This window comes from Nautilia sp. (genome assembly GCF_053994455.1).
Window position 1 is genome coordinate 21,257 of sequence record NZ_JBMYAU010000026.1, and the last position, 9,817, is coordinate 31,073.

Below are 9,817 nucleotides of genomic sequence, written 5' to 3' on the forward strand. Positions count from 1 at the left end.
TGCCTTTTTTAGGGCGAATTATATCAAATTATCTCAACAGGCTCCGAAAAATAATACCCCTGGGAGCAATCAACCCCGAGCGATTTTACTTTTTTAAATATACTTTCGTTTTCCACATATTCCGCAATGACTTTCATATTACCCTTTCTTGCGAATTCCACCATCGTTTCGACAATCATTTCCGATTTTCTGTCGGTAAGTATGTTTTTTATAAGACTTCCGTCAATTTTAAACCCGCTCATTTCAAAATTAAAAAGATAGCTGAAATTCGAATAACCGCTTCCGAAATCGTCTATAAAAATCTGTACGCCTTTCGATTTCAAATATTTTATAAATTCTATTGCGTTTTCCGATTCCGTTATGTTTTCGTTCTCAAGAAGTTCTATCGTTATTCTTTCAGGCTGCGGGAAGTTTTCAACCGCTCTTTTTATGTATGTTCTGATTTTAGCATTCTGAAAATCCTCCATATCCAGATTTAAAGACACCGACTCTTTTTTAGTTCTGAACTTTTCCAGGGCCTTTTTAAATACGCATATTGTTATATGCGGATAAAGATTAGCTCTTTTTGCAATGTCCAAAAACATATCCGGCGTATATATTTTTCCTTTTTCGTCCCTGATTCTCACAAGGGCCTCATACTTGAGCGTCCGTAACGTATTATTGTCGATTATAGGCTGGTAATAAACGATAATATTGCCGTTTTTTATAGCCTTTACCAAAACGTTAAGCATTTTCAGATTTTTCTCGAACTCTTTTATCGTGTCTTCAATTTCGCAGAAACAAAGACATTTTTGTTTTTTTCTTTTGGCGTATTCCAAAGCTATATCCGCCGTTGTTAAAAGTTTCCGTGTCGTTTTGCTCATTCCGCACCTGAATGTGAGAACGATTTCGTTTTCTTTTATATGGTACGGTTTTTCAAGTTCTTTAATTATTTTCATTACGAAAGAATAGTTTTTTCTTTTTTCACCGTAAGGCAGAGGCACGGCAAACTCGTCAACGTTTATGTGGTAGGCCCTGGAAAGTTTTTTTATCCTTTCCCTTATCATCGAAATAAGCCAGTCACCTATTTCCTGTCCGAAATAATCGTTAATCTCCCTGAACTTGTTTACATTCAAAATGGCGAGGTTGAATTTTTCCTTTTGCAGATCTTCAATCAGTTTGATTCTGTTGGGAAGATTAGTAAGCTCGTTGTACAAATAGTTTCTTAACATTTCGTTTTTATAAAAAACAATCGATTCGACGGCGCTGTTTATTTCATTTTTCAGTTTTTCGAATTCCGAATATTCCATTTTTTCACCAAGAGGCTCATATACACCCTTTTTTACCTTTTCCCTGAAATAGATTAATATCGTACCGATGTCTTTTCTTATTGTTTTCATATAATCGTAAAAAAAATAAAGCGTCAATATAAGCGCGATTCCCAAAATAAGAAAAATGATAAAAAATGTCTTTCTGTATTTACACATCTGTTCGTTTATGGGGAGTTTGACCTCCAACACACCCGCCAAAGCGCCTTTTTCAAAGCCGCTGTAACCATTAACCTTACTGCCGCCATGGCATTTCATACATTCGTTTTTTATTATCATGGGTTTATAATAGATAAGTTTATCTTTTGTGACTTTATAAAACGCCTCTCCTCTTTTTAGACGTTTTATAAAATCCTCATCATACGAAAGAAACCTGTTTTCAAAAAGAGAATAGACACTGATCTGCATACCAGTTTTACGGCCGAACCTTTTGAGTGTTTCGTCAAAATCCCTTTTGTCGGATGTTTTGGAACATTTCATAACCATTACCGCGTCCACCGCCGTTTTGGCGTCGTCCGCCTGATCTTCTATCAAAAGAGTGTAAATAATTACATATAAAAATATTAAAGTGGTTACTGCGCTGAAAAGAGAAAGAAGTATAATTTTAAACATTCTAATAAACAGATTGGTCATAATTTTCCTTTTCGAACAAATGTCCGAAAAACAATTATAACAAAAAAGGAAGAAGTATTAAACTTCCCCCAAACCGTATTTGATATGCTGTTCTTTTTTATGTTCTGAAATCAGATATCTCCAGTAAAGAACCGGTACTACAACCACCGAAAGAAGCGTGGAAGCCAGCACACCGAAGATAAGCGCGACAGCAAGTCCCTGCCATACCGGATCAAGCACGATTACAAACGATGCCAGAATAATTGCAAGGGCCGTTAATATAATAGGTCTGAACCTTGTAGCGGCGGCCTCTATTACCGCTTCGTTAATCGTTCTTCCCTGTTTGATAAGATCATTTGTAAAATCTATAAGAAGAAGCGAGTTTCTTACGACAATACCGGCCAAGGCGATAAAGCCTATCATACTCGTTGCCGTAAAATATGTCTTGCTTCCCATAAATGCAAGCGTAATCCAGTTCATTATAGCATGACCCGGCAAAACTCCTATAAACGTCAAAGGTACGGCCGCAAGCACGATTCTCGGAACCCTGAAGTTTTTATAGTAAGCGACCATCAAAAGATATATGAGCACGACGGCCACCCCGAAAGCGCTTCCGAGGTCCCTGAATACGTCAAATGTAAGCTCCCATTCCCCTCCCCAGATCAAATCGTACGTCTTTCCGGTTTTTTCGTCTACGGCTTTTAAATTCAGCCTCGGATTTCCGTCGTAAGTAATTTTATACCCGTCAATTCCTTTGTCTTTAAGCTCTGAGAATACGTCAAGAAGCGCATACAGACTTCCCCTTTTATCCATCTCGCCTGTAACCATCACCATAGGTCTCAAATCCTTACTGGTAATGATTCCGTCATAAGATACGGGGATTACTTTTACGACCTCTTTAAGAGGTACGAGTCTGTGCGTGGTCATGGACATCAGTTTGATTTTATCAAGCGCTTCTATGGAATTTCTTGCGTTTTTTTCAAATCTTACAAAAATCCCAACCTGATCTTTTTCATCCGGAATATGAGCAGTGCTTACCACGGCGCCTTTAAGCCCCATTCCGAGAATCTGCGCTATCTGTTCGGTACTGATTCCGAGAAGCGCAGCTTTTTCCCTGTCCGGTACGATTTTGTATTTTATTATTTCCCTGTCTCTCATTATGTCTATATCCACAACTCTTTTTGTGTGTTTATAGAGTTTTTCAATCTCTTCCGCAAGTTTTACCCTTCCGTTTTCGTCGCCTCCGAACACCTGCATAAGAAGAGTGGCTATTACAGGAGGTCCGGGAGGATCTTCAACGAGTTTTATATTCGCATTATGCAGACTGCACTGTTTTTGAATAACAGGCCTAAGACGTGAAACCATATCGATGGAGCTTTCTTTTCTGCCCTCTTCTTTAGGGTAGAGATTAACCCTTATTTCGCCTATGTTTTCACCCCTTTTCATCGAACTTCCCCGAAGCAGACCGTTAAAGTCCACCACGCCCGTGATACCTATAAACTGTTCGAAGTCCTTAATTTCCTTTTCTTTCGAAAGAACGGAAGCCACACATTCGCTTACCTCTTTAGTCGAATCAAGAGAACTGCCTTTAGGCAGATCTATGGTTATGTTAAACGTGTTTTTATTGGCGGAAGGCAGCATTTTAAATAAAACTATTTTAAAAGCGGGCAACACCATTGAACCTAAAAGCAGCGCTATAAGCCCGGTAAAAAACACGACCCTTTTTATTCCCGAAGTCAAAAGAGGGTTCAGTATATTGTAAAAAACCTTATATGTTTTGGTTTTTCTGATATCGAACGTTTCGTGATGCTCCCTTTTTTTATGTTCGGGCAAAAACTTCACCGCCGCCCACGGGGTGAACATATACGCGATTACAAGAGAGGCTATCATAGCAACCGGAACGTTGAAAGGAATCGGCTGCATATAAGGCCCCATCATACCTGTTACGAAAAACATAGGGACAAAGGCGAGAATAATAGCCAGAGTGGCTATATTGGTCGGATTGCCTATTTCGTTTGTCGCAAAAATGGCCGCATATTCACGGGGTTTGTCCCCTATTTCAAAATGTCTGTGGATGTTTTCTATAACGATAATGGCGCTGTCCACCAAAAGCCCGAGCGAAAGAATAAGAGCAAACAGCGTAATCCTGTTAATCGTCTGCCCGGCAAGCATACCGATAAACAATGTTACAGATAAAATCAAAGGCACCGTAAAAGCAACGATTAAAGCCTCTCTCCATCCCAGCATGACAATAAGCAGTATTACAATGATTCCAAGTGAAATCAACAGATGGTAAATAAGCTCGTTAACGGCATGGTTGGCTTTTTTACCGTCGTTTCTCGTTACATAAATATCAACGTCTTTAGGAAGGCTTTTTTTAAGCTCTTCGGCTTTTTTTATTACGTCGTTTGCAACGAATACGGCGTTTGTACCCCTTTTTTTACCGATAAATACGGTAACCTGATTTAATTTTTCGCCGATTATCCTTTTGTTTTCCTCAAACGCCTTGCCCGCTTCGAAATATGTTTCGTGTTTGTTTTGAAAATCCACTCCGTTCTCGACCTTAGCTATGTCTTTAATATAAATAGGCCTTCCCATATAATTCGCCACAACAAGATTTTCAACATCTTTTACCGAATCTATAAACCCGTCGAATTCGACCGGAATGGAATATTTTTTATTATCCACACCTCCTAACGGATAATCCACGTTGCTTTTGTTAAGAGCCATCGCAATCTGACCGAGGGAAAGGTGATAAGCGGCCAGTTTTTCGGGATTTACAATAATGTTAAACTGTCTTTTGTGTCCGCCTTTGATACCAATTATACTGACGTTTTTCACCGCGGCAAGAGGTGAAAGGAGCCTCTGCGCTATTCTGTAAAGCTGTGCGTCGTCGTATTTTTTGCTTGAAATAGCCAGGGTTACTATAGGCACTTCGTCTATATCGATAGGTTTAACAAGCGGTTTCCACACCCCTTTTGGAAGTTTGTCCATATTCTGCATAACCCTGTCGTAAAGCTTGGAAACACTTCTGACTTTGTCCTGTCCTATTTTGAATCTTACAGTAACAATTCCCACACTGTTCATCGCCATACCGTAAACGTGTTTTACACCGGTCATGGCCTTTAATATCCTCTCAAGGGGATCTACGATTATATTCTGAACCTCTTTAGAGCTCGCACCGGGATAAACAACCATTACGTTTGCGGCCGGAACGTCTATTTGCGGGTTTTCCTCGCGCGGCGTGAAAAGCACCGCAATAAGCCCCATCAAAATAAGAGTCAGGGCTATAACCGGGGTTAAAGGGTTTTTAAGAAAAGTTCTTGCAAGTTTACCGGCTATATTTAAACTGAGCTCCTCTTCAATGGCCTCAAGCTCTTTCTCTTTGGCTTTCACCTCCTCTTCAAGGGCGAAGAGCTCGGCTTCGGTGGCTTTCAGTTCCTCAATCGAACAGCTGCCGGCTTTTTTGCTTTCGAGCTCTTTTTTCTTAAATTCGATGGCTTCTTTTAATTTTTCAAGATGCTCCATTTCTCCTCCTATAATCTTTGTCCGTCGGATAAATTAGCAGGCGGGTAAAGTATAACCTTTTCCCCTCCTCTCAATCCTTTTACCGCTATGTTGTCCTTATCCTGGAAAATCTGTTTTACGGGAACGAATCTGGCGGTGTTTTTGTCTTCTACAAACACGCCCACGATTCCGCTTCTTGTAGTAAGGGCGCTAAAAGGCACAAGTACCGCTTCCTGTTTTGAAATTTCCACAGCCGCTTTCGCATACATTCCGGGAAGAAGCCCGTCCGTTTTTTCAAACGTGTATTTTACTATGTAAGAATGTGTAGCCGGGTCGGCGCTCGGAATAACCGTACTGACCTTTGCCGGAAACTCTTTTTTTATAGCCGGAACTTTGATTACAACAGGCATACCGATTTTAAATTTGTCGATATCTTCTTCTTTTACAAAACTTTTGGCTTTAAGGTTGTGAATATCGCTTAAGACAAGTACGGGATATCCGGGAAGGGCCATTTCCGCAACTTTTTTCATTTTCATAGTCACCACACCGTCGATAGGGGATTTGACTTTCGCATATTTTAACTGGTTCTGAGCCATTGAAAGACCGGCTTTTGCCTGTTTTAACATCCCTTTTGCCATATCGACCTGTTTTTTTCTTATATCCATCATTAATTTCATTTTTTCAAAATCCCTCTTGCTTACAGCCCCATGTTTATAAAGAGTTTTGAACCTTTCATAATCCTTCTTGGCGTCGGCATACGCCATTTCAGCCATCAGTACGCCGCTTTTCGCCTGAAGTAGCGCCCCCCTCGCCTGATTCAACATTGAATATATGTCGTTGGGATCCACAACAAAAAGGGTTTGCCCTTTTTTAACCACATCTCCCTCTTCAACGTTAATCTTTTTAATATATCCCATCACCCTCGTCGCAACCATTATCTGAGACGGTGAATACACGTCGGCAACGTACTCTTTTTTTATGTTTATCTCTTTTTTAACGGCCGTCGCAGTTTCGAACGCGAACATACTCGCCGCTAACGTCGTAATCATTATAAGTTTTTTAATCATTTACTCTCCTTTACTAAATCTCCTAATGCCGCTTTAAGTTCCGCCGCGGCCAGCGCTTCGTCATATTTAGCCTTTATCAGTTCCGCCCTCGCTTTTCTGAGGTCGGCCTCTTTCATCAGCAGTATGGTCATATTAATCATTCCCTGTTTATACATAAAAGTGTATTTATTAAGAATCTCTTCAGCCAGATCTTTGTTTATGATTTTATTTTTTATAACCTTCGCCTTTTCTTTTAAATTAAGATATTTCTGCTCAACCTGAAGCTGTACACCTCTTTTCATATATTTATAATAATAAGCGGTCTGCATAGCTTCAATTTTGCTTTTTTCTATTTTGGCTTTTTCGGATTTGTCAAAAATCGTGTAATTCAGCCCGAGCGCCGCAACGTAATAATCCTTGTCCGTGCTTACCGTAGGGGCGTTGTCGTTCCATCCGTATTCGATATGCGCACCCACACTCGGATATTTTACGGATGAATCCATTTTGACTTTTTTCTGCATGGTCTGAACGTTTTTTTGCATCCATTTAAGATCGTTTCTGTGTTTTAGGGCTTCTTTTTTAAGTTTCGCCAAACTGGCCTGCGGGGAAACGATGACTTTAAAATCACCGACATTGCTGATTTCGTCAGCCCCGCTTAAAAATCTCAGATAGGCAAGTGCCAAAGCGTATTTGTTTTTAGCCTCGCTCATCATCGCGTCCACTTCGCTGTCTCTTTTTTTAGCCTGAAGAAGATCTATTTCCGTCGCCATGCCCACTTTTTTAAATTCGCTTATCATTTTTACAAAACTTTCGGTGGTCTGTTTGGCTTTTTTAAGAGCGTTTATAAAATATTTTGCGGCAACGGCGCCGTTATAAGCCTTAAGCACTTCTATAGCGAGTTTGTTTCTGTCGTTTTGGTATTTAAATTTATTGGCAAGCACCTGAAGCTTGGCCATCTCTTTTGCGTATTTAAGCTTAAAACCCGTAAAAATCGGAACTTCGTATACGAATTTCGTTTTAAAATTGGTTCTTGCGGCCGGATAGTTCAGATCCGCCGGCTGAATGGCCAGAAGCTGGGCGGGTGTGGCCCCCCTTCCCCATGCACTCAAAAAATCCGCAAATCCGAAATCCTTAAACGTCGCCTCACGGCTTTCAAGCTTCATCCCGAATACGTAAAGCGCGTCGTTGCTTCTGCTTATCTCCTCACTGAACACAAGCTTACCGAAATCGTAACCTTCGGCAGTTTTCAAATCCGCCTTGGCTTTGTCGATGTTAAGCTTTTTGGCTCTCAGCTCCAAATTATTGTTTAAACTTTCTTTTAAGACGGTGTCAAAATTTACCGTTTTAGCCAATAACATACTCGACAAAGCGGCGGAGAGTAACAAAAATTTTCTCATACCGCTCCTTTTGTAATTTTGTCGAATTTTATCAAATGTATTAAAGAATATATAAGTTATAAGAAAAAATTATAAAATATAAAGAGTTCTTTTATCCTAATAAAAATAAAAGAAGCCGCCTTTGCCGGCTTAAATTTTCTTATTTTTTAAAACCCCCATTTTTTCATAATTTTCAAACCTTCCGGGGAAGATATAAAATCGAGAAATTTTCTTGCGGCCTCTTTGTTTTTACTGCAAGGCGTTATTACGGCCGTAACGTTTCTTTTCTTATAATATTTAGGATCAATACTGGCATAACCGAGTTTGTTTTTATATTTAGGCCAAAAAAGAGAGCCTTTCCAGTTTATGCCGACATCGGCTTTTTTATAAAGAATGGCGTCGGAGAGCTGTTTTGAGCTTTTCACTTTCATAGCCCTGGAAAAAATTCTGCCGCTGAAACTTTTTCCTTTATATTTCGTAAATATTTCATCCGCCACCTTTCCTATGGAAGTGGTGTCTTTATATCCCAAAACCGCCCTTTTTTTTAAAAAATCCTCAAGAGTATATTTACGGCCTTTCAAAAATTCTATAACGGGAAAACTTTCACCTATTATTTTTCTTTCGTCGGTAAAACATTCCGGATATTTTTCCAGAAACTTATCGCTTGAGGTAATTACTACATCTGCCCTTCTTAATGTTTTCATTTTTTTAATAACTATTTTCAAAGGGGCGTTTAGGAGTTTCACTTTTATGTCGGGATATTTTTCCTGAAATTTAGCCTTGATTTCTTTTACGGGATATCCCAAAATCAGATTGTTGTAAACCCATATGCTTTCAGACCACAAAGCGCTTAAGAGCAAAAACGGCATAATTAGTTTTTTCATTTTTTCTCCTTTTGTAAAAAAATTTGAATATGTGATAATTATATCAATTGAAAATGGAAAATTGAAATTGATTAAAATTATTAAATACATTAATTCAATCGCAATTGGTATTAAAAATCAAGAAATAATAAGTGACAGACACTTTATCTATATTGTTTATAAAAAGCCGGAAACATCCGGCCTTATTTATTTTTTGCCCCTCGCCATTCTTTTTCTAACGGCAGGATCGAGATATTTTTTCCTTACCCGGATACTTTTAGGCGTCACTTCCACAAGTTCGTCGTCTTCAATCCATTCAAGCGCCCTTTCAAGGGTCATTTCGACAGGCGGTACAAGTTTAATGGCCTCGTCGCTTCCGCTTGCCCTTACATTTGTAAGGTTTTTACCTTTAATAGGATTGACTTCAAGGTCGTTGCTTCTGGAATGCTCCCCGACAATCATACCGTTATACACCTTGTCGCCCGGTTTTATAAACATTCTTCCCCTCTCTTGAAGGTTGAATATCGCATAACCGACGGCAACGCCGTTTTCCATGGAAATAAGTGCTCCGTTTTTCCTCGTGTAAGGTTTGGTGGTAGCCGGCCTGAAATCCAAAAACGAGCTGTTGAGAACCCCCTCGCCTTTCGTATCTGTCATAAACTCTCCCCTGTAGCCTATGAGTCCTCGAGCCGGCATTTCGAACTCTATTCTCGTACTTCCGTCACTTAAAGGCATCATGTTTTTCATAATTCCGCCACGGGTTCCCAGTTTTTCGATTACCGCACCGCTGTATTCGTCAGGTACGTCCACTACCACATATTCATACGGCTCTAATTTAACGCCGTTTTCTTCTTTAATGATAACTTCCGGACGAGAAAGGGAAAATTCGAAATCCTCCCTTCTCAGGTTTTCCGCCAAGATGGCAATCTGAAGCTCACCCCTTCCCGACACTTTAAATTTACCCTCCCCGAGTTCTTCTATTTTCATAGCGATATTAGTTTCCATTTCTTTAAACAGTCTGTCTCTAAGTTTCGGAGCCGTTACGTTTTTACCTTCGGTACCTGCAAGGGGAGAATCGTTGACACTCATAATAACGCTGATTGTCG

Annotated in this window: 6 protein-coding genes; all 6 read right to left on the reverse strand. The window is 39.8% G+C overall.

The genetic code is table 11. The annotated features are described in order from the left end of the window. Positions 1-23 precede the first annotated feature (23 nt). Positions 24-1,940, reverse strand: a complete 1,917-nt coding sequence (locus ACXJIE_RS01850) for an EAL domain-containing protein (RefSeq protein WP_456479280.1) — start codon at positions 1,938-1,940, stop codon at positions 24-26. A 57-nt stretch (positions 1,941-1,997) separates the two neighbouring features. Then, positions 1,998-5,447: an efflux RND transporter permease subunit gene (locus ACXJIE_RS01855; RefSeq protein ID WP_456479281.1), complete on the reverse strand. Its 3,450-nt coding sequence runs from the start codon at positions 5,445-5,447 to the stop codon at positions 1,998-2,000. An 8-nt stretch (positions 5,448-5,455) separates the two neighbouring features. Beyond that, on the reverse strand, positions 5,456-6,493 hold the full coding sequence (locus tag ACXJIE_RS01860) for an efflux RND transporter periplasmic adaptor subunit (protein WP_456479282.1): 1,038 nt from the start codon (positions 6,491-6,493) through the stop codon (positions 5,456-5,458). After that, positions 6,490-7,869: a TolC family protein gene (locus ACXJIE_RS01865; protein WP_456479283.1), complete on the reverse strand. Its 1,380-nt coding sequence runs from the start codon at positions 7,867-7,869 to the stop codon at positions 6,490-6,492. Before ACXJIE_RS01865 ends, ACXJIE_RS01860 begins: the two co-directional genes overlap by 4 nt. A gap of 146 nt (positions 7,870-8,015) precedes the next feature. Next, the gene (locus ACXJIE_RS01870; RefSeq protein ID WP_456479284.1) at positions 8,016-8,732 is read right to left on the reverse strand and encodes a substrate-binding domain-containing protein; all 717 of its coding nucleotides are present in this window, start codon (positions 8,730-8,732) and stop codon (positions 8,016-8,018) included. A gap of 186 nt (positions 8,733-8,918) precedes the next feature. Next, a partial coding sequence (locus ACXJIE_RS01875) for a large ribosomal subunit assembly factor BipA (RefSeq protein ID WP_498049512.1) occupies positions 8,919-9,817 on the reverse strand: 899 nt, incomplete at its 5' end.